Genomic DNA, 25184 nt, shown 5'->3' with positions numbered 1-25184 from the left:
CTGAGTCCATGAGTACCGGAAGCACCTCGAATGTGTTGATCTCCACTTTGCGTAGCGGAACAGCGTCGCGCCTCTTTGACGGCACCGTGATCCGTGATCATTTCCTGGAGGTGCCGCTGGATTATGACCAGCCGCAGGGGCGGCGGATCACTGTTTTCGCCCGGGAATACACCGCTGACGGTGGGGGCTCCCGTCCGTGGTTGTTGTATCTGCAGGGCGGTCCCGGAGGCAAAGGGGTCCGTTCCGGTCCTTTGTCGGGTTGGATGGCGGAGGCGAGCTCCGAATTCCGGATTCTCATGCTGGACCAACGCGGCACCGGTCGCTCGACCCCGATCACCCGCACCTCACTGCCGAGGGAAGGTGACGGCGGGCAACAAGCCGATTATCTGAGCCATTTCCGTGCGCCGAATATTGTGCGCGACGCCGAGCAGTTCCGTCTGGCTCTGGGCTCCGGACCTTGGACCACCCTGGGGCAGTCCTATGGCGGATTCTGCACGCTGAGCTATCTCTCATTTCACCCCGAGGGGCTGCGGGCGAGCATGATCACCGGTGGGTTGTCGCCGATCACGGGACCGGCCGACCGGGTATACCAAGCCACGTACCGGCGGATGCGGGCGCGGAATCGTGAGTTCTTCGAGCGTTATCCCGAGGATTGGCCGTTCTGGGAACGCATCGTGCGCCTCGGACGACATTCCGAGCAGCGCTTTCCGGATGGTTCCCCGGTCACCGTGGGGCGGTTGCAGATGTTGGGCATGTATCTGGGCGGCAATACCCGGATTGACCAACTGCACTACCTATTGCAGGAAGCCTTTGTTGAGGGCGATGACCGGCTCAGCGACGCGTTTCTCGAACAGGCCCATGGCCTAATCGGGCATCTTTCCCGTCCGCTGTACATGGTGATGCACGAGTCGATCTACGCGCAGCCGGGGGCGGAGCCGACCGACTGGGCGGCCCATCGGGTGCTGGCAGATCATCCGGATTTTGATCCTGAGCGCTCTCGTACTCCCCTGTTGACCGGGGAGATGGTGTTTCCCTGGTACGCGGAACTAGATCCGGGTCTGCAACCCCTGGCCGACGTGGCCGAGCATCTGGCTCAACGCATTGGGTGGGAGCCGCTCTACGATCTGGATCAACTGGCCGTGAACACCGTGCCAGTCGCGGCGGCTGTGTATCGGGATGACGTCTACGTGGATGCCGAATTATCGGTGGAAACCGCGGCCCGCGTGGCTGGGCTTCAGGTGTGGCAGACAGCGGCGCACCATCACGACGGCCTGGCCGAAGACGGTGCAGGCATCTTCCGACGGCTCTACGACATGGTGTCGTCCCCGTCGGCCTCGTCATCGGAGGAATGACGACGAGCTTGCTTCCAGCGGCGATACGACCAGATGGTCAGCACAATGACGGCAATCCAGGACACCACGACCACGGCGCCGTTGAGGATGGACTGTTCGGCCACGAAATCACCGATCGCCACGAGTGAGATTTGTCCGGGCAGCACGGCCAGGGCCGAAGCGGACAGATAAGCGTGCTGGGATACGCCGAACGCCCCGCTGCCATAATTCACCGGCCAATAGGGAAACCCAGGAAGCAGACGAAGCATGAACACCGTCTGAAAACCAGCATGGCTCAGATTTCGCTCGATGGAGGCGCGGTGTCGACCCAGCAGGCGGCGCGTGGCATCTCGTCCGACGGCGCGGGCCAGCCAATACGCACCCCAGCACCCGATGAGCACGCCAATCAGGGACAGCACACTGCCGATGGCGACGCCGAACAGCAGCCCCGCCACGACAGCCATCACCGTGACCGGTATGGGGGTGATGGCGACGAGGGCATAGAGGCCAATGAACACTAAGGGACCTAACCAACCCCACGCCTCGATGGTGGAATGCAGTTGGCTGAGCGAGGGAAGCCGCACGTTGAGAGCGAGCCAGAGCATGACCGCCACCGTGAGGACTAGACCGGTACTACGCAACAACGAGCCCCAGTGTTCCTGCGAGTCCAGCTGAGAGCTGTCCTGCGCAGGAACATCCTGGGGATCGTCAGATGTCGAGTCGGTCATGCTCGAAACTTATCAGACCGTGGGACCCTGCTTTTCCACGATCTCCTTGGACACATTGGCGTCGTGACCGTTGCCGTTGGACTGTGCCTCAGCCCAGCGTGTCTCGTGCGCGGTGCGAATAATGGACGAGTAGCGATCCTTGTTGTCGATTAGGGCGTCGCGCCACTTCTGGCTCAGGCCCTCGGCCTCGCGCGTCCAGCGATCCATCTTGGCTTCGGCGTCCCGGCGCTCGTCGGCCGAAGCGGACTCGTCGAGCTTCGTGTAGCGGTACGCGTACTTCTCGGCGTTCTGCAGGGTGCGCAGGGCCTTGCCCTTCGGGCTAGTCAGGGAGGCGATGACGGTCACGATCAGAATCGCGACGATGACCATCAGCGAGATGTGAGTCGGGATGGTCTGCACCGGCACATCGGAGCCACCGTTGATGAAGAACAGGTTGTTCTCGTGAAGGGCGTGCAAGATCAGCTTCACTCCGATGAAGCCCAGGATGGCGGTGAGGCCGTAGGAGAGGTAGACGAGGCGGTCCAGCAGTCCGTCGATGAGGAAGTACAGCTGGCGCAGACCCATCAGCGAGAACGCCGTTGCGGTGAACACGATGTACGGTTCCTGGGTCAGACCGAAAATAGCCGGGATGGAGTCGAAGGCGAACAGCACATCGGTGGCGCCGATTGCGACCATCACCAGTAGCATTGGGGTGATCAGCCGTTTCCCGTTGATGCGGACGAACAACTTGTCCTCGTGGTACTGGTCGGTCGAAGGAAGCACGCGCTTAGCGGTGCGCACCATGATGTTGTCCGCTTGGTCTTCTTTCTCCTCCGAGGAAGCCAATTCACCCTTGAGCTGCTGGCCGGCGATCAACAGCAATGCGATACCGAAGAGGTAGAACACGTCTGACCACAGCTCAATGATGGCTGCACCCAGCAGGATGAAGACGGTGCGGGAGATCAAAGCGAAGGTGATGCCGAAGAGCAACACCTTCTGCTGGTACTCACGCGGTACCTGGAAGCTCGCCATGATCACGAGGAACACGAAGAGGTTGTCCACCGAGAGGGCCTTCTCGGTGATGTAGCCCGCGTAGTACTCGATCGCGTGCTGGGTGTCGCCGAAGACGAAGAAGACGAGACCGAAGATGAGGGCGATGCCGACATAGATGGCAGACCAGATGGCCGCTTCTTTAATGGTTGGGGTGTGCGCCTTACGCACGTGCGCGAAATAGTCGAAAAGCAGTAGACCCACAATCACCGCAATGGTGATGGTCCACGTTAACGCGTTGATCTCCAAAGGGAGCCTCCTGCGGATAGAACAGACGTCACAAGTCTCTCCCACCGCTGGTGAGCGGCCTCCGCGTCCGGTCTGGTCTCGATACCAGACGTGCTGACGTCCACGGGGTTCGGGGATACTCCCTTGCGATGCTGAAGTCTAGCAGGTCATGCGTGACCTTCACGTTGCATCTGGCGGAGCTCCTTCTTCAACTCGGACACTTCGTCACGCAACCGTGCGGCGAGCTTGAACTGCAGGTCCACGGCCGCCTGGTGCATCTGGGCCGACATCTGGTCGATGAGATCCTGGAGATCCTTCGCTGGCAGGGCCGCCATTTTCGCCACCGTGTCCATCCCCACCTCGTTTTCGGCGGCGGTTCCGGGCACCTCTTCGGCGATCGTTGCGGTGTAACCGCGGCGTCCCGCACCATAGTCGAAACCGGTTTTGACGCCCGCCATGCCCGCGAGGAAATCAGCAGAATCGGCGTCTTCGCGTGCGAGCTGGTCGGTGATATCCGCAATTTTCTTGCGCAGCGGTGTCGGGTCGATGCCGTGATCGCTGTTGTACTTCTGCTGGATTTCCCGACGGCGGTTGGTTTCGTCGATGGCCTGTCGCATGGAATCCGTGATGGTGTCCGCGTACATGTGCACCTGGCCGGACACGTTACGGGCCGCACGGCCGATGGTCTGGATGAGGGACTTCGAGGATCGCAAGAAGCCCTCTTTGTCTGCGTCGAGAATCGACACCAACGACACCTCTGGCAGGTCGAGTCCCTCACGCAACAAGTTGATGCCCACCAACACGTCGAAAACGCCCTTGCGCAGGTCCCGCAGCAACTCGATGCGCTTGAGCGTATCGACGTCGGAGTGCAGGTACTGGACCTTGACCCCATGCTCGAGCAGATAGTCGGTCAGATCCTCGGCCATCCGCTTGGTCAGCGTGGTGACAAGCACCCGCTCGTCCCGCTCGGTGCGGGCCGTGATCTCCTCCATCAGCGAGTCGATCTGCCCCTTGGTGGGCTTGACGATGACCTCGGGGTCGATCAGGCCGGTCGGGCGGATGATCTGCTCTACCACGCCGTCGGCTTGGCCCAGTTCGTAGTTGCCCGGGGTTGCTGAAAGATAAACGGTCTGGCCGATACGTTCCAGAAATTCGTCCCACTTCAGCGGGCGGTTGTCCATCGCCGATGGCAGACGGAATCCGTGGTCCACCAGTGTCCGCTTGCGCGACATATCGCCCTCGTACATGCCGCCGATCTGAGGCACGGTGACGTGTGACTCGTCGATCACGAGGAGGAAATCATCCGGGAAATAATCGAGCAGGCAGTGCGGGGCGGAGCCGGCCTCACGGCCGTCGATGTGGCGTGAGTAGTTCTCGATGCCGTTGCAGTAACCCATCTGCTGCATCATCTCGAGATCATAGGTGGTGCGCATCCGCAGCCGCTGCGCCTCCAGCAGCTTGTCCTGGGATTCCAGTTCTTCTAGCCGGATGCGCAGTTCGTCCTCTATCTCGCCGATGGCGCGGTGCATCCGCTCGTCGCCGGCAACATAATGCGAGGCGGGAAAGATGTACATCTCGTCTTCCTCGCGGACCACCTGTCCGGTGAGCGGATGCAACGTCTGAATGGATTCGACCTCGTCGCCGAAGAACTCGATGCGTACCGCCAGCTCCTCGTACATCGGGATGATCTCGACGGTGTCCCCGCGCACCCGGAAAGTGCCCCGGTGGAAGTCCGTGTCGTTGCGCACATACTGCATGTTCACGAATTGCCGCAGGAGCTCATCCCGGTCCAGCTCTTGGCCGCGGTGCAACGTGACCATCTGGGCGATGTACTCCTCGGGGGTGCCCAGACCGTAGATGCAGGACACGGTCGACACGACGACGACGTCGCGGCGAGTCAGCAGCGCGTTCGTGGCGGAGTGTCGCAGCCGCTCGACTTCCTCGTTGATGGAGGAATCCTTCTCAATGAAGGTATCCGTCTGCGGCACGTACGCTTCGGGCTGGTAGTAGTCGTAGTAGGAGACGAAATACTCGACGGCGTTGTTGGGCAGCAACTCCCGAAACTCATTGGCCAGCTGGGCGGCCAGGGTCTTGTTCTGCACCATCACCAGGGTGGGACGCTGCAACTTTTCGATGAGCCAGGCGGTGGTTGCCGACTTACCGGTGCCGGTTGCACCCATCAGGACGACGTCCTTCTCGCCGCCCTGCACGCGTTCGGCGAGCTCGGCGATGGCCTTCGGCTGATCGCCCGAGGGCTGGAAGGGCGAGACGACCTCGAAGGGTGCGATCTGTCGGGAGATCTTCTGTGCCAGACTCATATCTCCAGGTTACGCCGGAACGTCTCTCTGCGCAGAGTCCAGGAGTTACTGGTGGCGCAACGGTTCGATGATGGTGCGCCAGACCTCCTCCGTTTGGGCGCGCAGTTCTTCCACGGTGCCCTCGTTGTGCAAGATCACGTCCGCCACCGCGGCGCGTTCTGCATCACTGGCCTGGGACCGAATACGGGCGCGGGCGTCGTCCTCGGCCATCCCCCGGTGTTCGATCATCCGGCGCACGCGAGCCTCTTCTTCCGCCTGCACCACCAGGACCAACTCGAACCGATCGGCCTGGCCCGTCTCCACCAGCAACGGAATGTCCTCGACGACGATGTCGTCTGCTTGGGCTTGTGCTCGGGCCTCGGCGGATGCTGCACGCACCCGCGGGTGGATGATCGCGTCGAGAGTGGCTCGTTCGTCGTCATCGCCGAAGACGATCGCACCCAGGGCGGGGCGGTTCAGGGTGCCGTCCTCGTGGAGGACTCCCCCACCAAAGCGTGCCACTACTTCAGCCAGCCCTTCGGTCCCGGGGGCCACCGCCTGGCGGGCCAACGCATCGGCATCGATCACGATGGCGCCGAGTTCGGCCAGCATGGCGGAGACCGTGGACTTACCCGACGCAATGCCGCCGGTGAGCCCAATGCTGACGGGAGCCACTCTGCTCATGACTGTTGCCCCTTCTGATAGGCATCACTGCCTTCTACAGTGCCATCACCGCGCTGCCAATGCCAGGTTTGCGGTTGATGCGTATCGAAGTCCGCTTCGGTTCCCACCTCGTATTCGGGACGGATCACGAACTCCTCGGTGGCGCTGGGTTCCTCCTGGGCGCGGCGGTGGAATTCTTCCATGGGAAACACCCGTTCTCTCCCGCTGTGACGAGGATGACGGTGCACACCGCGCCAATGGACACGGTCCAGAACACCCGCTGCCGCTTCGGTCCGGCGTCCTCGTGTCCCGACGCGATCCCGTCCATCACCAGTGCACCGGAGTCCATGGAGGTGACGAAGAAAATCACGATGACGATGAGCGCAAACACCGCAACGAAGCCGAATGCGGGGTAGCCCTGGAGGAACTGGAACAGCGCGGCCTCGATGTTCCCGTCGTCGACGACGGTCTCCACGAGCTCCCCGCTGTCACCAGAAGTAGCGGTGGCCTGGTCCTGCATGATCCCGGAGATGCCCCACACGGACATCCACACGATGACGAAACTGGTGGGCATGCCGATGGTGGCGATCACGAACTCGCGAATGGTACGGCCTCGGGAAATCTTCGCGATAAACATCCCGACGAAGGGCGACCAGGTGACCGCCCAGGCCCAGTAGAAGACGGTCCAGTCTCCGGTCCACTGTCCCGATCCGGAGAAGTCATTGAAGAAGGAGAGCACCGGCAGGTTGTACAGGTAGCGTCCCGCCGTCTCAACGACGCCTCGGAAGGTGTCCATTGTCGCTCCCCACATCAGCACGAACAGCATCAGTGCGACGGCCATGAGGATGTTGAGGTACGACAGCCGCTTCACGCCCTTGTCCATACCCAGGAGCACCGAGGTGAGGCCGGCGCCGGTGATCAAGGCGATGGTGAGCGCCTGGATCCAACCCTGCATGGGCACCCCGTAGACATAGGTGAGTCCGGCGTTGATCTGCATGGCGCCCAATCCGATGGACACTGCGATACCGAACACGGTGGCCACAATGGCCATGATGTCGATGGCCTTGCCCCAGGGGCCGTGGATCCGATCGCCGATAAACGGTTGGAATGCCGAAGAAGCCCGCGGAGGGAGGTTTCGCTTGTACGTGAAGTAGGCGAAGGCCAGCCCTGGCACCACTTGAATAGCCCAGAGCTGGAAGCCGAAGTGGAACGTACCGATCGCTGGGGGTACCGCATCATGGGTGATCGGCTCGGCGACGCCGAATAACATCAGGATCGCTCCGATACCGGCCGCGAAGACCAGCATCGCGGTGGCGCCGAGCGTAGACATCCAGCCGATGTCGTAACGCATCACATCGGCCAGCGCGCCGAACACAGACTGAACCGGCCCGGGGAAGAATCCCATGGCTAGGGTGAACAGGATCACGATCAACGCCGAGGATAAAGTGGTGGATGACCGCCTGCCTTACCCGCGAGTAATCCAACTCCCAACCCGGGTGCGCCGCAGGGAGGAAGCTAGACTATCGACGATGTCACAGCACTCCGATTCCGCCCTCGTCGATGATTCCCACGCGCGTCGATACAGCGTGCTCCCGGCGGCCCAGCGCCACACTCCGGTGGTGCATGAAATCGAGATCAAACGGTCGCGATTTATTGGCTACCTTTTCCGGGTCGAAGCGGAGGAAGACGTCAGGGAACACGTGAGCGCGCTGCGCAAAGAGCACCATCTGGCCCGGCACGCCTGTAGCGCATTTCTGCTGGGCCCGGACAGGCGAGTCATGCGTTCCAACGACGACGGCGAACCCGCCGGGACCGCCGGAACACCGATGCTGGAAGCGATCGCCCAGCGCGAGACGGTGCTCGTTAGCGCAGAAGGAACCGGCGCGGAACAGCTGCGAGACGCCTCCGACGTGCTGGCAGTGGTGGTGCGCTACTTCGGCGGGGTGAAACTCGGAGCCGGCGGACTGGTTCGTGCCTATTCTGACGCTGTGTCCCAGACCCTTGACCAGGTCACCTGGACGGTCCGGCAACGGATGCTCTGGTACCGCATTCCTGCACCGCACGCTGTAGCGGGACGCTGGGAGAACGAATTGCGCGCCACTGGGTGGCACCTCGGTGTCACTGACTACGCGGGGTCCTCAGCGTTGTTGACACTAGCCAGTGTCGACGACGACATGGCGGCAGAACGTCTGAAGGCAGACCTCGCAGCCATCAGCTCCGGTGCCGGACAGGTCGAGCCCACCCATGTGGAATGGACAGACCTGTGATGGCGTCGCAAACCGAGGTTCAACCCAGCCCCGTCGAACGGCTCCTGATCATGGAGATCGAGACATTTCTCGAGCAACGCCCGGAGTTACGTGAGCTCCCGGTGGCGGTGATTAATGAAGAGACCGGTGCGCTGAGCCAGCATCTGTCAGAGCTGGGTCTCAACGGTCGGCTCATCCTGGATTCTCGCAGTCGAGCCGAGCAGATTGAGGTACCTGATGCCTGGCGGCTCTTCACCGGGCCCGACGAAGTGAGTCTGTCCGGGGTTGGCTGGGTCATTCATTTGCTGGCCCGGCCCCTGGAGGCGCTGGAAGAAACAGCCTGGCATGTGGCCCGTTGGGCTACGTCCGACGTCGTTATGATCAGTGCCGCACGCGAAAAGCACCTGAATCGGAGCATGAACGCGGTGCTGGAACGGTGCTTCCAACGGGTCCATGCAAGCCGCGGGGCCTACAAGTCTCGTGCGCTGATAGCTTCGGCACCGAAGGAATCCCTCACCGAGCACCAGCTGCCAGAGCGGATCCCGCGAAGACAACGCGTATCGGTGGAGCCCGTGGGCGAGCTCGAACTGCGTGCCTACGGGATGACTTTCGGTGCGGCACGGCTGGATCCCGGCACCGCACTGTTACTCACCACACTGCTCTCCTCAGGACCCGAAGGTCGAAGTGACGCGATCGACCAGCTCGACAGTGTGGTTGATCTCGGTTGCGGCAACGGCACGATCACCGCGGCTTTAGGGCTGGCAACCAGCATTCCCCTGCTCTACGCCTGCGATGATTCCGCCTCAGCGGTGCGTTCAACCAGGGACACCGCCACGGTCAATGGCCTGGACGCCGACCGGGTCCAGGTGACTCACGCCGATGGACTGAAATATCACGCCGATGCGTCCCTGTCCGCGATCGTCCTGAATCCTCCCTTCCATGATGGCGGCACCGTGACAACCGATATTGCACACCATCTCTTCGCCGAGGCTGCCCGCACGTTGAAGCCCGGCGGTCGGTTGTGGTGTGTCTGGAATTCGCATCTGCGCTATCGCGACGAACTGGACCGCGTCGTGGGCCGGACCACGCAGCTGGCCCGCGACCGGCGATTCACTGTCACTGAATCCATTCGCTAACACGCAGGAAGCCCCGCACCGAATCGGTGCGGGGCTTCTTGCTCGGATTAATTCAGCGCGGAGTCACGCTGGCGAACCGAAATGTATCAGTTGCCGGTTAGCTTCTCGCGCAAGGCAGCCAGAGCTTCGTCGGAAGCCAGGGTGCCAGCATCCGTGGCCGGAGCCTCGGAGGAGTAAGAGGTGTTGCCGGCCTCGGCTGCTTCGGTCGATGCTTCGACGTCCTCAGTGGAGTGACGGACAACCTGCTCCTTGTGAGCTTCCCAGCGAGCCTGAGCGTCAGCGTACTGCTGCTCCCAAGCGGCGCGCTCGGTCTCGAAGCCTTCCATCCACTCGTTGGTCTCGGGATCGAAGCCCTCGGGGTACTTGTAGTTGCCCTCATCGTCGTAGTCGGCAGCCATACCGTACAGCGCCGGGTCGAACTCGGTGCCCTCCGGATCTACGCCCTCGTTGGCCTGCTTCAGAGACAGCGAGATACGGCGGCGGTCCAGGTCGATGTCGATGACCTTGACGAAGAGCTCCTCGTTGACCGACACAACCTGCTCGGCGGTGTCGATGTGGCGGGCAGCCAGCTCGGAGATGTGCACGAGGCCCTCGATGCCGTCCTCGACGCGCACGAACGCACCGAAAGGCACCAGCTTGGTGACCTTGCCGGGCACGATCTGGCCCAGAGCGTGGGTCCGGGCGAAGACCTGCCACGGATCCTCCTGGGTGGCCTTGAGCGACAGCGAGACACGCTCGCGGTCCATGTCGACTTCGAGCACCTCGACGGTGACTTCCTGGCCCACTTCGACAACCTCGGACGGGTGGTCGATGTGCTTCCAGGACAGCTCGGAGACGTGCACCAGGCCGTCGACGCCACCCAGGTCCACGAAGGCACCGAAGTTGACGATCGAGGAGACCACGCCGTTGCGCACCTGGCCCTTCTCGAGGTTGTTGAGGAAGTTCGAGCGGACCTCGGACTGGGTCTGCTCGAGCCAGGCGCGACGGGACAGAACCACGTTGTTGCGGTTCTTGTCGAGCTCGATGATCTTGGCTTCCAGCTGCTGGCCGATGTACGGGGCCAGGTCGCGGACGCGGCGCATCTCGACCAACGATGCGGGCAGGAAGCCGCGCAGGCCGATGTCGAGGATGAGGCCACCCTTGACGACCTCGATGACGGTACCGGTGACGACGCCGTCGTCTTCCTTGACCTTCTCGATGTCGCCCCAGGCGCGCTCGTACTGGGCGCGCTTCTTGGACAGGATCAGACGGCCTTCCTTATCCTCCTTGGTGAGGACGAGGGCTTCCACGGAGTCGCCCACGGCAACCACGTCGTCGGGATCGACGTCGTTCTTGATCGACAGCTCACGGGAGGGGATGACACCTTCGGTCTTGTAACCGATGTCGAGAAGAACTTCGTCGCGGTCAACCTTGACGACAGTGCCCGCAACCAGGTCACCATCGTTGAAGTACTTGATGGTCTCGTCAATGGCTGCGAGGAGGTCCTCGGAGGTGCCGATGTCGTTGATGGCAACCTGCGGGACGGTCTTGGTGGTGGTCATGTAGTAGGGACTCCGATGTGGATAGTTTTCGTATACTCAGGGGGCCGAAGCCGGAACGGATCCTGTGATTTCGGTCAGCGAAACCCACTGAACAATCTATGGACATGTGCGCATTCGACGCACCCGACCATCATACGCCAGCAGCCCAACGCGCGCAATGCGTGGCGAGGGTGTGCACCGGGTCAGAATCCGAAGTTGCAGAAGGGTTCTTTCACGACGGCGAACATGCGCAGGAACTGCTCTGTGGCCGGTCCGTTGATTAGACCGACCTCGGCCAGCGCTCCCCCGCCGCGGAAGAGTGCGGTGGCCAGATGCGCGACGTCGAGAGTTACCGCATCCACACCATCGTGCTGAGGAGCGTCGATCCGCTCGGCCCGGGCGGATCCGTTGCTGACGTCGAGTCGGTAAAGACCGTCGACGAGTCCCATCGCGTCCTCGACGTCGAGGACCAGGGATCCGTCTTGACCGTAGTCACGGGACTCCAGCGCGGCGACGACGTCGAGCAGCCGCGTCCACACCAGATCGGATTCTGAGGTCGACTTCACCGCCCGCGGATCGATCATCGCTGTGGCCAGAGCGCGCCCCGGGGCCTCGCGGTACTTCAGCTCATCGACTAGATCCAGGTTCAGCACGGTGTCCATCAGCCCGGCGAATCCACGTCGGGTGAAGAACTGGAGATCACGGATGACACCGGTGGACACTTCCACGTTCTCCCAGCCCTTGTGGCTGATGACCGCCAGAGCTTCGGGTCCGTCTTCGGTGATGTACACGTACCCCTTGAGCTCGCGGTGTGCCTCGGAGCTACCGCCCCAGAGGTTCACCGCGCCCAGCATGTTCTCCTGAATCGGCCGGGGGCGACGAATCGAACCGGGGGTGACCTCATGCGACTGGCGGTCAAGACGGTCGGCGAGATCCACGAGCTCGGTCGGGTTCACCTCATAAACCTGACCGACTGTGGTGTTCAGCGCTTCGAGCACCTCGGGACGTAGTTGGATTCCACGACGGCGGTCGATCGTCTGCGTCACTTGGTAGGTGGAGACGCCGAAGCCGAATCGCTCGTAAATTCCGCCCTCGGACACGGTCAGTGCCGCGAGCGGATACCCCTGCTCCTGGGCGCGGGTGAGTTCCTCGGTGATCATCCGGCGCAGGATGCCGCGCCGTCGATGCGTTGGGGCCACGCCCACCGCGGTGATCAGCCAGGCAGGCAGGATCTTCGAGCCCACGTTGAGGGTGGAGGGCAGTCCGCCGATGGTGCCCACGGGTCGCTGCCACCTCGGCAGGAAATCCGGGCGTGGTTCGGCCTCGCGGAAGCCCCGGAACTCGAGCCCCATGTCGCGATTCTGCCGGGCCCAGATGTCGATCAGGTCAGCGGAGCCGGGGTCGACATAGAACCCCAGCTCCACCTGCTGGTGGAGGTGGCGGTACGCTTCGCTGGCTTTGATCTTCTCTGCGCCGTCGGCGTCGTGCGAGCTGGGCTCGATGAAGTCGTCACCGGCGAGGGTGAAGGGGGTGAGGGGCCTGCTCAGGGACATGATCATGTCATCTTTCCGGCGGTGTCGAGGGGTCGAGGGGCTGGGAGTGCCTCAGGATCTGGGAGTGTCTAGTGGGCGGCGTCGTTCCAGGAACGGCCGCGCCCGACCTGTACGTCGAGCGGCACCCGCAATTCGATGGCGCTCGACATCTGCTCGGTCAGAATACGTTCCGCCTGCTCCTCCTCGCCAGGGGCGAGCTCCAGGATGAGTTCATCGTGGATCTGCAGGATCATCCGGCTACGCAGCTGCTGCTCCGTCAGTTCGCGCTGCACTCCGAGCATGGCGAGCTTGATGATGTCTGCTGCGGAACCCTGGATCGGTGCGTTCAGGGCGGCACGCTCGGCCATGTCCCGCAACTGGCGGTTGTCCGAGGTAAGGTCGGGCAGGTACCGGCGTCGGCCCAGCATGGTCTCGGTGAAGCCGTCTTTGCGTGCCTGCTTCACGACGTCGCGTAGGTAGGTCTGCACGGCGCCGAACCGGTCAAAGTAGGCGCTCATCAGCTCGCGGGCCTCGTCTACGGAGATGCGTAGCTGTTTAGAGAGTCCGAAGCTGGAGAGTCCGTAGGCCAGACCGTAGCTCATCGCCTTGACCTTCGAGCGCATCTCGGAGGTGACGTCCTGGGGATCCACATCGAAGACGTTCGCGCCGACGAAACGGTGCAGGTCCTCGCCGTCCTTGAACGCGGTGATCAGGCCCTCGTCTTCGGAAAGGTGGGCCATGATGCGCATTTCGATCTGCGAGTAGTCGGCGGTGAGGAGCTGGGTCTGCTCCCCCGTCGGGAGTGTGCCGGCCGTGAAGACGTCGCGGATCTGGCGTCCGGCCTCGGTGCGCACCGGGATGTTCTGCAGGTTCGGGTTCAGGCTGGAGAGCCGACCGGTGGCCGCCGTCGTCTGGGAGAACGTGGTGTGGATCCGGTGATCCTCGGCGACGGCGTCCTTCAGTCCCTGCACGGTCTGCTTGAGCTTGGTCGCATCGCGGTAGAGCATCAGGTTCTGCAAGAAGGCGTGGCCGGTGCGCTCCAGCAGATCGTTGAGCGAGTCGACGTCGGTGGAGTAGCCCGTCTTGGTTTTGCGGGTCTTCGGCATGTCCATTTTCTCGAACAGCACGACCTGCAGCTGCTTGGGCGAACCGAGGTTGACCTTTTCACCGTCATTAGCGGCCCAGGCCGATTCCTGTGCGGCGTCGGCCTCATCACTGAATTGCTGCAGCAGCTCCCCCAGCCGCGCTTCGTCGATGGCGACGCCGGCGAACTCCAGCTCGGCCAGCACGACCGCCAGCGGAATCTCCAGGTTCTGTAACAGCTGCTGTGCGCCGCGCTCGATGACCGCGGGGGTAAACACCTGGGAGAGGCGTCGAATCATCCAGGCGGCACGCACCGCATCATGGGCGCGCTGCTGGGCTTTGCTTTCCTCTTCGGCACCGTCGAGGTCCAACGCCTGTTGGCCCGCGGCCGGGGTCTCCCCCGTGTCGAGGTTCGCATTGAGGTAGCCCTCCACGAGGGCGGACAGCTCGTAGCTGCGCCGGTCCGGTTGCAGAATGTATGCAGAGATGAGGGCGTCGTCCTGGACCCCGTCGATGCTCGCGGTGCTGCCGAACGCCTTAATGATGGACTTTACGTCGTAAACAGCGGTGTCCAGGGCGGGGTCGGCCAGCGCGTCACGCGCTGCCTTGGCCGCGGCACTGTCCGAGGTCAGGTCGACGAACAGCCCGGCATCATCGGCCGCGAAGGACACACCGGTGACCGTGCCATAGTCGCCCGGGACCGGGATCTTGCGCTTGGCCACCATCTCGGGACCGGTGATCTCGGCATACACGCCGAGCAGCTCGCCGCCGTGCTCGGCCAGGAAATCGTTGACCTGCTGCGCGGAATCGGCCACCGTGAAGTCGGGAGTGACATCATCCTGTGCCGGTTCGGTGGTGGTTCCCAGGCGCTCGTCGAAGGTGTCAAAGACGCGCTGCCGGACCCGGTTGAACTCCAGTGCGTCGAAAAGCTCCTCCAGTTGCTCCCGGTCGGGCTGCTCGAGCGTGGTCGCTTCGAGGGTGACAGGCAACTCGAGGTCGCGCACCAAGGCGTTGAGCCGCCGGTTCCGGTGCACGTTATCCATGTGCTCCCGCAGCGACTCCCCCTTCTTGCCCGTGATTTTGTCGGCGTTGGCCAGCACGCCGTCGAGGTCACCGTACTCCTTGAGCCATTTGGCGGCGAAACCGGGGCCGACCCCGGGAATCCCGGGCAGATTATCCGCCGTCTCGCCGACGAGGGCCGCCAGCTCCGGATACTGCGCCGGGGACACCTTGTACTTCTCCTCCACCGCCGCGGCATCCATGAGCGGAATATCGGAGACACCCTTCTTCGGGTAGAGGACCAGCGTGCGGTCGGTGATCAACTGGAAGACATCGCGATCGCCGGACACTACGCGGGTCTCCCAGCCGGCGTCCTCGGAGAGGGTGGCCAGGGTGGCCACGATGTCGTCGGCCTCGAACCCGTCGAGCGTGATGGTCGGGATGCGCAGGGCTTCCATGACTTTCACAATCAGGTCGATCTGACCGTAGAACTCCTGGGGCGTCTCGGACCGGCCGGCCTTGTACTCGGCGTACTCCTCAGAGCGCCGGGTGGGGGTATCCAGGTCGAATGCGACGGCGACATGGGTGGGCTGCTGCTGCCGGATCATGGTCAGCAACATGGTCAGGAAACCGTAGACCGCATTGGTGTGCTGTCCGGTCGCGGTCGCGAAATTCTCCGCTGGCAGCGCGTAGAACGCGCGGAACGCCATCGAATGTCCATCGATAACGAGAAGGCGGTGGGGCGTGGTGTCATTGCTCGGGTCGGTCACGAGTGTAAGCCTAGTAGGTATGGAACAACACAGCACACCCTTCGGCGGGCTTGGGGACGGGATGACCATCGACGACCTGAATTCCCGCTCGCCCCTCTCCCACAAACTCGGCATCATCTTCACCGAACTCACCGTGGAGCGTGTGGTGGCCACGATGCCAGTCGAGGGTAACCAGCAATTCCTCGGACTCCTCCACGGGGGCGCGACACTCGCCCTAGCGGAGACGCTGGGCTCCGTCGCCGCCTTCTTGCACTCCCAGGGGCGCCCGGTGGTCGGCACGGAGCTGGGTGCGAGTCACCTGCGCTCGGCCCGCGAGGGGATCGTCATCGGCACCTGTGAGCCGATTCATCTTGGATCCACTCTCACCACGCACCTGATTACCGTGCGCGATGAGCAGCAGCGGGTGATCTCTAGCTGCCGAATGACGAATATGATTCTCGATCCAGACCGCGCTCGTGGATCCTCGGTTCCCGGGGCGGGCTCGGCCGCCGAGCCGACTGTTTAGTTCGCCGGCCCGCCGGATTCCTGAGCTGCGCGCGACTCCGGTGGTGTGAGCTGAGGGGGCAGCCCGGAGTCCTCGGCGAGCTCGTCAAAGTACCCGGGTCGCATCTCTGTGCCGATCAGGTAGCTGGCACGGGCGATGGCCATGGTGCCCACCGCGGAGGTGCCCAGTTGCAGGAAGATAATCAGTACCAGTTTCAGTACATCCGGAACGGTGGGCTGGTACAGCACGGCGCCCACCACGACCAGGGTGATGCCGATACCGCCGGCGGTGCCCACCGCGGAGATGCGCATGAACGGGTCGGTGAAGCGCAGGATGCCCAGCGCCGCCGTCGCGAAGATCAAGGCTCCGGCGACGACGACCACCTGCCCGATGATCTGAGATACGGTCAACAGGTCCATCAGCGTTTCCCCCTGGTGAGCGCGCGGGCCAGCGACATCGCGGATAAGAAGCCCACGATCGCGGCGATGAGCACGATGTCGAAGGTGAAGGTCCCGCCCATACGCACCCCGAATATGGCGATCATGCCGACGACGCCGAACATCAGCAGGTCACCGGCCACCGCACGGTCGGATTCCGTGGGGCCGATCAGCATGCGGTAGGTGGCCACCAGCGAGACGATCAGGAGCAGGGCGAGGCCGATATCGAGTCCGAGGGTGCTCATGCCCGGTCCCCCTTCCGCCGCAAGGCATGTAGCATGCGTGATTCCATGACCGCGGTGTCGGCGCGCACCTCGTCGGCATCGTCGTTGTAGAGTGAGTGCACGTAGAGGATGCGGGTGCCGTCGTCGTCGATTCTGGTTCCTATCGTGAGGGTGCCCGGGGTCAGGGTGATCAGGGCGGAAAGCACCGTGATCTCGGTGTCGGTCGTGCACCGGGTGGACACCCGCGCAATGCCCGAGCGTGCGTCGATGCCCGGTGTCAGATTGTCCTTGAGCACGGCCCGGTTCGACTCCACCAGGGCTTTGGCGTACCAGAGGGAGAACACGAACAGCCGGAACGGCCAGGTCAGCCAGCTCATCCCGCGATCACCGCCTCAATGTAGGCGCTGGGATCCAACAGGCCGCCAGCGGCGACCTCCGCCCAGCCGAAGAGCAATTGTGCGCCCAGGCCGAAGGTGATGGTGACCAATGTGAGGACCACAGCCGGTGCCGCCAGTGAGGCGTTGATGCGTCGTCGTGGCGTCTCCTCGGCATGGACCGCTGTCTCGGTGTGTGACTGCGTCAGCGTCTGGGTGAGCGGTGCTGCACCCCGCGCCGAGCTACCTGCCGTCTCCGGGGTGAACCGGGATGGCATCACGTCGGGCAGTTCGTCGTCGTTCTTCTTCTCCCAGAACATGCCGGCCCAGATCTTCATCATGGAAACCAGGGTGATCAGCGACACCAGGATCATGCAGACGACGGCGAGAATCTCCCCACGCTCGACGGCGGCCAGCACCAGCATCAGCTTGGCGGCGAAACCGGAGAACGGTGGGATCCCGGCCATGGATAGGGCGGCGATAAAGAACGCGACGGCGATCACCGGTTCGGCGCGGGCCACTCCCCCGAGGTCGCCGATGGTACCGGTTCCGTAACGGACCTCGACCGCCCCTGTGGAGAGGAACAGCGCTGCCTTCACCACCATGTGATGGATGAGGTAGAAAATCCCGGCGGTTAGCCCGAGTTCGGTGAACAGAGCGACGCCGAGCAGGATATAGCCCAGCTGGGACACCATGTGGAACGCCAGAATCGACCGGGTGGTCTTCTCCCCGACGGCGCCGAGCACACCGATCACCATGGACAGGGAGAACAGCACCACGCCGACCCAGAGGAACCGGGTGTCGCCTCCGAAAACAATGGAGTAGATCCGGTAGATCCCGTAGATGGCGACCTTGGTGTGCAGTCCGGAAAACAGCGCGGTAATTGCCGGTGAGGTGGACGGATAGGATCGGGCCAACCAACCGTGCATCGGGACGACGGAGGCTTTGATTCCGAGGGCGAACAGGCAGATGGCTCCAGCCATGGCCACCGTGTCGTCGTGCTGGGCCGCTTCGGCCAGCAGTGCCAGATTGACCGTGCCGGCGGTGCCGTAGAGGAAGCCGACGCCAGCGAGGAAGACGGTGGACGTGAAGAGGTTCACGGTGACGTACAGGCGCGCCCCATCCACACGGCGCAGCGGTGTTTTACGGTTGGCGGAGAGCACGAAGAGCCCGTAAGAAGGCAAGAGCATAACCTCGAGGAACACGAACAGGTTGAACAGGTCCGCGGTCAACAGGGCACCGTTCACCCCGGTGGTCAGCACCAACACCAGGGGCGCGAAGAACATCGAGTTCGCGGCGTAGGAGGCATAGGAGAACCAGGTGCACACCAGCAGCAGAATGCTGGTGAAGGTCAGCATCAGCGCGGTGAACATATCCGCGGCGAACGGGATGGCAATGCCGGTGGGCCAGGGGCCGACGGCGTGGGCGATGGCGCCACCGTTGTCGGTGAAGGCGTAGATCATCACCACGCTGGCCACCAGCGAGAGCGCCTGATAGGCCGTCAGCACCATAGCGTGGATCCGGAGCCGGTTGCCCACCATGACTAGGATGCCGCCGAGCAGCATCGGGATGGCCACGAAGAGCGGCAGTCCGGCCGCCACGGCGTCGAGTGATTCGGGAGTGATCGTCATGATTCGTGGCCTCCCTTGCGTTCCAGTTCTTCTCTGATGATGCGTTCTCGTTCGCGTTGTTCTTCGTGTTGACGGCGGGACTCTTGCTCCTTGAGTTCCAGCACCTGGAGCACGTGGGTCTCCGTGGAGGGCAAGATAGCGTCCGAGGCGGCTTCCTGCACCACGCTGAGGTCGTCTCGGCGCCCGACAGTGAGATCGTCACGTCGTCCGGTGACGGCCAGGACCAGCATGAAGATGGTGATCGAGAACGCGATGACGATGGCGGTGAGCACGAACGCCTGGGGTAGCGGATCGGCCATCACGGAGACGTCCTCGGCGGTGCCGAAGGGTTCTTGACGCCGGTCCGTGCCACCGGCAGCCATCAGAATCAGGTTGCCCGCGTGTCCCAGCAACACGAATCCCAGGATGACTCGCAGCATTTCGCGCTTGGTGAAGAGGTAGACCGCGCCGGCGGTGAGCAGTCCTACGGTGATCGCCAGGGTCATGATTCCCCCTTCCCTGGTGTGTGCTGTTGTTCGGTCGCGGCGTCTCCGCGCTGGCGGTTCGCCGTCATCATCAAGGATTCGTGCCGTGATTGGTTCAGGGCGTCTTGGTAGATCACCGGAATCGCCCCGGTGCGCGGGTTGTCCTCAGGCACGGGTGGAGACGAGGAACCCCATACGCCGTGACGTCCGGGCCGTTCGCGACCGAGCAGGTTGAAAGCGGCGAGAATGACGCCGAGCACCGCCAGGTACACGCCGACGTCGAAAATCAGCGCGCTGTTCAGGTGGATGCCGAACAGTTCGGTGTGCAACGGGGTGAGGAAGGAGCCCTTCACCAGTCCGACGAGTCCGATGCCCGAGCCGGTCACAATGCCGGCGCCGATGAGGGTGAGGTAGGGCCAGCGGATCGGGGCGCTTTCGTCGTCCAGGGCGCCGATGTAGAGCAGCGCGAACGCCGCACCACCGATCAGCGCGGAGATAAATCCGCCGCCGGGTTCGTTGTGTCCACGCACCAGCGTGACGAGGGAGAACACGAACATCAGCGGGGCCGCCACCTTGGTGAACGTGCGGATGTAGACGCTGTTGGGCACCGCGTCGGCGAGCACCGATTTCATATTCACCGGTGTCTGGCGCACCGAGTCCGGATCCCGTGAGGCCAGCAGTGCGGCGACCGCGAGTCCGGCCACGCCCAGCACCGTGAGTTCACCGAGGGTATCCAGGGCACGGAACTCGACCAGAATGGTGTTAACGATGTTGGCGCCGCCGGTGGTTTCCTCGCCGTGCTGTAAGAAGTACAGAGCCGGTTCGGAAATATCGCGGCGACCGGTGAGCGCCCACACGCCGAGCCCGGCAGCAAGACCAGCCCCCACGGCAATCACGGCGGCCGGAATGGCACGGCCGCGTCGCTCGGTGTCGAACCGTGCCGGGAGGCGCTTCAACAGCAGCACCATCACGCACACGGTGAGAATCTCGACGAGCAACTGGGTCAGTGCCACGTCCACGGAGCCCAGCGCGAAGAACCAGAGCGTGACGCCGAAACCGACCACACCCACCACGACGACGGCGGAAATGCGGGTCTGGGCGCGCACCGTGGTGAGCACGCCGGCAGCAACCAGGGTCACCAGCAGCCAGTCCAGGGGTTGCGCGGTCTCTCCCACCACCTCGGGCAGCGGTCCCAGCGCGAACACACCGACGAGGGCGAGCACCGGCAGGCAAGCACACAGGACGATCAAGTGCAGTCCCGGGTTCTGCCCCGGGGTCCAGCCACCGACCCGCACGCCCACCTCGATCATGGCGGTACGAATGTTTTCCACCGCACGCAGCCCGGAAATCTTCATGCCGCGGGGAACGAGCGCTTCCTCGACCCTGCGACGTTGCCAGATGAGCAGCCCGCCGGCCAGGAACACCGATGCCGAGATCAGCAGCGGCGCGTTCACCCCGTGCCACAAGGCCAGATGCACATCGGCGCCGGCGTTGGACACTATCGTTACGGCGTCAGTGGCAAGGGTGTCCAGCAACATCGGGGCGAGGCCCAATACGACGCCGGCGGCGGCCAACATCCAGGGGATGATCCAGAACGTCACCGGGGCTTCGGTCACGACGCGCGGAGCGGACGCGTCCGGCGCCTGGGCGCGCGGCGAGTTGGGGGCCGGACGGTACTTGCCCAGGGCTCCGATCACCAGTCGTCCCGAATAGGTCAGCGTGAACACCGAGGTGACCGCGATCCAGGCGGTCAACAGGACGCCGATTCCGCCGCCCCAAGGAGCATCCAGCGAGGCTTCGAACATCGATTCCTTGGATACGAAGCCCAGCAGCGGCGGCAACCCGGCCATAGACGTTGCGCCCAGAATGATGGCGAGGTGTGTGGATCCGGTACGCAACTTTTGGTGTGCCAGCAGCCGCATATCGCGGGTGCCTGCTTCGTGGTCCAGCGTGCCGACTGCCATGAACAACGCTGACTTGAACAGGGCGTGGGCAATGGTGTGCACCACCGCGGCCTGAAGGGCCGTCGCCGTGCCGATGCCGATCAGCATGACGAGTAGGCCCAGCTGGCTCATCGTCGAATACGCCAGCAGTTCCTTCAGATCGTACCGACGCACCGCTGCCACTGCCCCGAAAAGTGCGGTGATTCCGCCGGCCGCAATGAGCAGAATGTTCCAGGTCAAAACCGTTGACAGTGCTGAGGAGAACAGCAGGAGCAGGAAGATGCCCGCCTTCACCATGGCCGCTGCGTGCAGGTAGGCCGACACCGGCGAAATGGCAACCATCGAGTCCGGCAACCAGGCCTGGAATGGGAACTGTGCCGACTTCGTCAGTGCCGCCGTTCCCAGCAGGACGGCGAGCATGGCGGCCAGTACCGGATCCTGCCACATGTCCGAGGCGAGCACCTCGCTGATGCGGGTCGTCCCGGAATCGATGATCATCACACACACCGCGGTCAGCAGGCAGAGACCACCAGCAACCGTGACGAGCAGTGTACGGATGGCAGGCTGACGGGCCAAGGCACCAGATCGAGCAATCAGGAAAAACGACGTCAGTGTCGTCGCTTCCCACGCCACATAGAGCACCACCAGGTCGTCAGCCAGCACCAGTAGCAGCATGGCCAGGGCAAAGAGGCACATCAACAGGTAGAACGAGATGATCTTCTTCGATCCCAGGTACCGCGCCGAATAGAACAGCACGGCGGCGCCGATCACCAGCACGATCATCGAGAACAGGTAGCTCAGCCCGGTCAGATGTAGATGAAGCCCGACGCCGAGGCCAGGAATCCAGGGGTAACTCTCGGTGAGGGAGCCCTCTGCGCCGAACCATTCAGCGCTGAGCAGCGCTGCCGCGCCCGCCAGGGGTACCCACAGCACCCATCCAGCGTTGCGTCCCAGGCCTTTGGCTAGGGGGGCGGCCAGCAGAACCGCTAGGCCGACGATAAGTATTGATACGAGGAGCACTCTTCCGCCTTGTGTCGTCTCGTGTGGACCAGTCCGTGGTGAACCTGTCCCTCACATCATCATCGACGACGAAAACGGACCGGCTCAGCGACACTCAGACCGGAGGAAGGCCAGAGAGCAGGGGTCCCCAAGAGTTGATGTGTCCGTTCGTACCTTCGGGTGGAAGAATCCAGAATTTTGGAACGAACCCATGGCTCGAGCACTGTGGGTGAGACATAAGATCGTTCCTTTCTCTGATGGACCAATGGACAGGGTCAGCGAGATAACAGTATCGCGCCGCTACACACTGTACGTGATGAGACTCTCATCCCTCCACGCCCGTGAGCCAAGTGGGGAAAATATTTCGCGACCCCTCCCAGCTGAGGCGTACATCCACAACGAACAAGGGAGCATCCTCGTGAGTGAGGAGTGCTCCCTTGCGCTGTTTCAGCCGGTGTGCCCGAAGTGGGACTCGAACCCACACATCTTTCGATACCGCATTTTGAGTGCGGCGCGTCTGCCAGTTCCGCCATTCGGGCTGGGGCAACTTGACTATCTTACATGCTCACACGGGGTCCCGCCGAAACCGAGTAGTCTTAGTAAGTCCATCGACGCCGACCGTCTCGAGGAGATCCATGTCCGAACAGAATTCTTTTGACCAGGTCGCCGCGGAGCACGACGTGTCGGGCGAGGCCCCAGCGAAACTTCGAGTACTCGTTGCCGAGGATGAGACCATCATCCGTCTGGACATCGTAGAGACCCTGCAATCACAGGGCTACGACGTCGTCGGGCAGACCGACAACGGCCAGAAAGCCGTTGAGCTGGCAGAGACGCTCTCCCCCGACCTCATCCTGATGGACATTTCGATGCCGATCATGGACGGGCTTTCTGCCACCGCACTGATCTCTGAGCAGAAAATCGCCCCGGTCGTGATGTTGACGGCGTTCAGCCAGCGCGACCTGATCGAGCAAGCGCGTGAGGCCGGCGTCATGGCGTACCTTGTGAAGCCCTTCAGCGAGAAGGATCTGGTTCCCGCCATCGAGCTTGCCGTGGCGCGTTTCGACGAGCTACGTGCATTAGAAGCCGAAGTCACCGACCTGAACGAGCGTTTTGCGACGCGGAAGCTCGTTGACCGTGCGAAGAACCTGCTGATGACATCCTTGGAAATCACCGAGCCCGAGGCATTCCGCTGGATTCAGAAGACCTCTATGGACCGCCGTCTCACTATGCGTGAAGTCGCACAGACCGTCGTCGACCAGATGGGGGAGTAAAACTTTCCCCTACACTGTGCCGAACACTGTGCCGACTTATCCGTTGCAGCCCCAAGCAGTGGATCCTGGGGTGCAGGGTTCGGCGACGTTGCGGGTTTTTGCTCGCCAGATAACGGCCTGCTGGGTTTCTGCCGCCACGGCCAGGGCAAAAAGGTGGGTCCCTGGTCATATGACCAGGGACCCACCTTGTTGAGAAACGGGGGTGTCAGAGCGGGGAACGCTCCGGCCAAACACCTAGTGGTTCGCGATACGGCGGCTCAACCGGTTCGGCAATGGTTTCGGGATCGACTCGCGTGTTATTGAGATCGGTCAGGTCGCCGATGCGGTGCACCTTCAGAATGTTGGTGGAACCGGCCTGTCCGGGAGGCGAACCTGCCGCGATCACGACCAGATCGTTGAGATCGGCGAGCCCCTCCTTGAGTAGTTCGCGATCGACCTGCGCCGTCATCTTGTCGGTGGAATCCACGAAGGGAACGATCCGCGGCGTCACACCCCACGACAGGCACAGGATGTTGTGGGTGTGGCGGACATGGGTGAAGGCGTACACCATCTGACGCGGGCGCAGGCGGGACAGACGACGTGCGGAATCTCCGGACTGGGTGAAGCACGCCAGGAACGGCACGTCGAGGCGGTCGGCAATGTCGACGGCGGCGCGGGTAATGGCACCGCCGCGCGTCTTCGGCCGTGAGCCCAGCGGCTGGATGCGCTCGAGCCCGTGGGTCTCAGTGGATTCGATGATCTCCGCCATGGTGCGTACGGTCTCGATCGGATACTTCCCCACCGAGGTCTCGCCCGAGAGCATGACAGCGTCGGCGCCGTCGAGCACCGCGTTGGCGCAGTCGGAGGCCTCGGCGCGGGTGGGACGCGGGTTGTCGATCATCGACTCCAGCACCTGGGTGGCCACGATGACCGGCTTGGCCCAGCGGCGAGCCAGCTCAATGGCTTCCTTTTGGACCAGCGGCACTTCCTGGAGGGGCAGCTCGACGCCGAGATCGCCGCGGGCCACCATGATCGCGTCGAACGCGTCCACGATCTCGCGCAGGTGCTCCACGGCTTGAGGCTTCTCGAGTTTGGCGATGACCGGTACCTTGCGGCCCTCTTCAGCCATGATTTCGTGCACCCGGGTGATATCGGCGGCGTCGCGGACGAACGAGAGAGCGACCATGTCCACGCCGGTGCGCAGCGCCCAGCGGAGATCGTCTTCGTCTTTCTCGCTTAGCGCCGGCACGTTCACGGCGACACCGGGCAGGTTGATGCCCTTGTTGTCGGATACCGCACCACCGACCACGGTCTCGGTGACGACAGAATCGTCCGTGACCTCGACGGCGCGTAGGGTGACCTTGCCGTCGTCGACGAGCAACAGGTCGCCCACTTCGACGTCGCCGGGCAGGCCCTTGAAGGTGGTGGAGCAGATTTTTTGGTCACCCTGGATATCGCGGACCGTGATCGTGAACCGATCCCCTGGTGCCAGCACGTGTGGCCCCTGGGCGAAACGGCCCAACCGGATCTTCGGGCCCTGCAGGTCCGCGAAAATCGCTACAGGACGCTTCAGATCCTCCGATGCCTGACGCACGGTGGCGTAGGTTTCCTCATGCACGGCGTGGTCACCGTGGCTCATGTTCAACCGGGCGACGTCGACCCCGGCTTCGAGCAACGCTCGGGTGGTGTCATAGCCCTGGGTGGCTGGTCCAAATGTGGCAACGATCTTCGCGTGTCTCATACCCTCTACCCTATGTCGGATGGCGCGCCATAGTAACGTGCCGTAGCCGGTTTTTTTTGATGTTCGCCCCCGGTT

Annotated in this window: 21 protein-coding genes and 1 tRNA gene; 5 read left to right on the top strand and 17 right to left on the bottom strand. The window is 63.0% G+C overall.

What is annotated here, in order from left to right:
* The first annotated feature begins 8 nt into the window (after positions 1-8).
* Entirely contained in the window at positions 9-1352 is a 1344-nt protein-coding gene (locus P8192_RS07540; protein ID WP_278155881.1) for an alpha/beta fold hydrolase, read from the top strand.
* On the opposite strand, the gene P8192_RS07535 is transcribed toward P8192_RS07540, so the two are convergent.
* The 6 genes from P8192_RS07535 to P8192_RS07510 form a co-directional block, all read right to left on the bottom strand.
* Entirely contained in the window at positions 1307-2059 is a 753-nt protein-coding gene (locus P8192_RS07535) for a TVP38/TMEM64 family protein (protein WP_278155879.1), read from the bottom strand. The genes P8192_RS07540 and P8192_RS07535 overlap by 46 nt on opposite strands.
* A gap of 12 nt (positions 2060-2071) precedes the next feature.
* Positions 2072-3337, bottom strand: a complete 1266-nt coding sequence (locus P8192_RS07530; protein ID WP_278155877.1) for a TerC family protein — start codon at positions 3335-3337, stop codon at positions 2072-2074.
* A 146-nt stretch (positions 3338-3483) separates the two neighbouring features.
* The gene (uvrB, locus tag P8192_RS07525) at positions 3484-5634 is read right to left on the bottom strand and encodes an excinuclease ABC subunit UvrB (RefSeq protein WP_278155875.1); all 2151 of its coding nucleotides are present in this window, start codon (positions 5632-5634) and stop codon (positions 3484-3486) included.
* A 45-nt stretch (positions 5635-5679) separates the two neighbouring features.
* Positions 5680-6297 carry a dephospho-CoA kinase gene (coaE, locus tag P8192_RS07520; RefSeq protein ID WP_278155873.1) on the bottom strand — a complete coding sequence of 206 codons (618 nt, stop codon included), beginning with the start codon at positions 6295-6297 and terminating at the stop codon, positions 5680-5682.
* Positions 6294-6425: a hypothetical protein gene (locus tag P8192_RS07515; protein WP_278155871.1), complete on the bottom strand. Its 132-nt coding sequence runs from the start codon at positions 6423-6425 to the stop codon at positions 6294-6296. Before P8192_RS07515 ends, coaE begins: the two co-directional genes overlap by 4 nt.
* Complete coding sequence (locus tag P8192_RS07510; RefSeq protein WP_278155870.1) at positions 6422-7702, bottom strand: BCCT family transporter; 1281 nt, start codon at positions 7700-7702, stop codon at positions 6422-6424. The genes P8192_RS07515 and P8192_RS07510 overlap by 4 nt, the downstream gene beginning before the upstream one ends.
* Positions 7703-7805: 103 nt before the next feature.
* On the opposite strand from P8192_RS07510, the gene P8192_RS07505 reads away from it, so the two are divergent.
* Together P8192_RS07505 and P8192_RS07500 are read left to right on the top strand one after the other, a co-directional pair.
* Complete coding sequence (locus P8192_RS07505; protein WP_278155868.1) at positions 7806-8543, top strand: IMPACT family protein; 738 nt, start codon at positions 7806-7808, stop codon at positions 8541-8543.
* On the top strand, positions 8543-9658 hold the full coding sequence (locus P8192_RS07500) for a class I SAM-dependent methyltransferase (RefSeq protein ID WP_278155866.1): 1116 nt from the start codon (positions 8543-8545) through the stop codon (positions 9656-9658). The genes P8192_RS07505 and P8192_RS07500 overlap by 1 nt, the downstream gene beginning before the upstream one ends.
* Positions 9659-9744: 86 nt before the next feature.
* Here the strand turns inward: P8192_RS07500 and rpsA are convergent, their stop codons facing one another.
* The 3 genes from rpsA to polA all read right to left on the bottom strand — a co-directional run bounded on the left by rpsA (position 9745) and on the right by polA (position 15502).
* Positions 9745-11199, bottom strand: a complete 1455-nt coding sequence (gene rpsA, locus P8192_RS07495; RefSeq protein ID WP_278155864.1) for a 30S ribosomal protein S1 — start codon at positions 11197-11199, stop codon at positions 9745-9747.
* A 182-nt stretch (positions 11200-11381) separates the two neighbouring features.
* On the bottom strand, positions 11382-12731 hold the full coding sequence (locus P8192_RS07490; RefSeq protein WP_278155862.1) for a GNAT family N-acetyltransferase: 1350 nt from the start codon (positions 12729-12731) through the stop codon (positions 11382-11384).
* 68 nt (positions 12732-12799) lie between these two features.
* Positions 12800-15502: a DNA polymerase I gene (gene polA, locus P8192_RS07485; RefSeq protein WP_431521172.1), complete on the bottom strand. Its 2703-nt coding sequence runs from the start codon at positions 15500-15502 to the stop codon at positions 12800-12802.
* A gap of 79 nt (positions 15503-15581) precedes the next feature.
* Here polA and P8192_RS07480 point away from each other — a divergent pair, with 79 nt between their 5' ends.
* Complete coding sequence (locus P8192_RS07480) at positions 15582-16067, top strand: hotdog fold thioesterase (RefSeq protein ID WP_270105297.1); 486 nt, start codon at positions 15582-15584, stop codon at positions 16065-16067.
* On the opposite strand, the gene P8192_RS07475 is transcribed toward P8192_RS07480, so the two are convergent.
* The 7 genes from P8192_RS07475 to P8192_RS07445 all read right to left on the bottom strand — a co-directional run bounded on the left by P8192_RS07475 (position 16064) and on the right by P8192_RS07445 (position 22657).
* Positions 16064-16465: a cation:proton antiporter gene (locus P8192_RS07475; RefSeq protein ID WP_278155858.1), complete on the bottom strand. Its 402-nt coding sequence runs from the start codon at positions 16463-16465 to the stop codon at positions 16064-16066. The genes P8192_RS07480 and P8192_RS07475 overlap by 4 nt on opposite strands.
* The gene (locus P8192_RS07470) at positions 16465-16728 is read right to left on the bottom strand and encodes a monovalent cation/H+ antiporter complex subunit F (protein WP_278155856.1); all 264 of its coding nucleotides are present in this window, start codon (positions 16726-16728) and stop codon (positions 16465-16467) included. Before P8192_RS07470 ends, P8192_RS07475 begins: the two co-directional genes overlap by 1 nt.
* Positions 16725-17084, bottom strand: a complete 360-nt coding sequence (locus P8192_RS07465) for a Na+/H+ antiporter subunit E (protein WP_270105300.1) — start codon at positions 17082-17084, stop codon at positions 16725-16727. The genes P8192_RS07470 and P8192_RS07465 overlap by 4 nt, the downstream gene beginning before the upstream one ends.
* A complete protein-coding gene (locus P8192_RS07460; RefSeq protein ID WP_270105301.1) occupies positions 17081-18712 on the bottom strand; it encodes a monovalent cation/H+ antiporter subunit D family protein in 1632 nt (543 codons plus the stop codon). The genes P8192_RS07465 and P8192_RS07460 overlap by 4 nt, the downstream gene beginning before the upstream one ends.
* Positions 18709-19197 (bottom strand): cation:proton antiporter subunit C, encoded by a 489-nt coding sequence (locus P8192_RS07455; RefSeq protein WP_270105302.1) that lies wholly within the window; start codon positions 19195-19197, stop codon positions 18709-18711. The genes P8192_RS07460 and P8192_RS07455 overlap by 4 nt, the downstream gene beginning before the upstream one ends.
* Positions 19194-22139, bottom strand: coding sequence for a DUF4040 family protein (locus tag P8192_RS07450; RefSeq protein WP_278155851.1), 2946 nt, complete (start codon positions 22137-22139; stop codon positions 19194-19196). The genes P8192_RS07455 and P8192_RS07450 overlap by 4 nt, the downstream gene beginning before the upstream one ends.
* A 436-nt stretch (positions 22140-22575) precedes the next feature.
* Positions 22576-22657: transfer RNA gene (locus P8192_RS07445), tRNA-Leu, on the bottom strand.
* A gap of 96 nt (positions 22658-22753) precedes the next feature.
* On the opposite strand from P8192_RS07445, the gene P8192_RS07440 reads away from it, so the two are divergent.
* Positions 22754-23389 (top strand): ANTAR domain-containing response regulator, encoded by a 636-nt coding sequence (locus P8192_RS07440; RefSeq protein WP_278155849.1) that lies wholly within the window; start codon positions 22754-22756, stop codon positions 23387-23389.
* Between the two features lie 205 nt (positions 23390-23594).
* Here P8192_RS07440 and pyk read toward each other — a convergent pair whose 3' ends face one another.
* Complete coding sequence (gene pyk / locus P8192_RS07435) at positions 23595-25109, bottom strand: pyruvate kinase (RefSeq protein ID WP_270105305.1); 1515 nt, start codon at positions 25107-25109, stop codon at positions 23595-23597.
* Positions 25110-25184: the final 75 nt, after the last annotated feature.

Origin of the sequence: Citricoccus muralis, assembly GCF_029637705.1 — a bacterium.
In the GTDB taxonomy this organism is placed as follows: domain Bacteria; phylum Actinomycetota; class Actinomycetes; order Actinomycetales; family Micrococcaceae; genus CmP2.
This window is presented reverse-complemented; position numbering and strand designations above follow the sequence as displayed.